Below are 313 nucleotides of genomic sequence, written 5' to 3'. Positions count from 1 at the left end.
TGCACTTGTTCATAGCTAAAACTGACTACCTAATCAACATGTTCAAATAGAATCGTTTCAAAACCATCGGGATTAAATGGTAAATTATCATAGAGTTGCGGATTATTTTTGTCCTCAAATTCATCGGTGGTGAGTAAGATATTACCGTTGCTATCAAGGTGTTGATTTTTGAGATACCCACCCTGCCCATCTTCAAATAGTTCAATATGATTAGTCTTAATTCCTTGGTCATTAAATCTTTCTAAGATCGCGATAAGATCTCTCTTTTTCGTCATAATAAATGTTCTGATAGTTATTCCTTGGGCATTTTTGA

At 34.2% G+C, this 313-nt stretch carries 1 protein-coding gene; it reads right to left on the bottom strand.

What is annotated here, in order from left to right:
* Positions 1-29: 29 nt before the first annotated feature.
* On the bottom strand, positions 30-313 hold a 284-nt coding region (locus O970_RS09735; RefSeq protein ID WP_238610644.1), incomplete at its 5' end, for a hypothetical protein.

Origin of the sequence: Candidatus Schmidhempelia bombi str. Bimp, assembly GCF_000471645.3 — a bacterium.
Classification (GTDB): Bacteria; Pseudomonadota; Gammaproteobacteria; order Enterobacterales; family Orbaceae; genus Utexia; species Utexia bombi.
The sequence above is the reverse complement of the archived record's forward strand: the minus strand, read 5'-3'. Positions and strand labels throughout refer to the sequence as shown.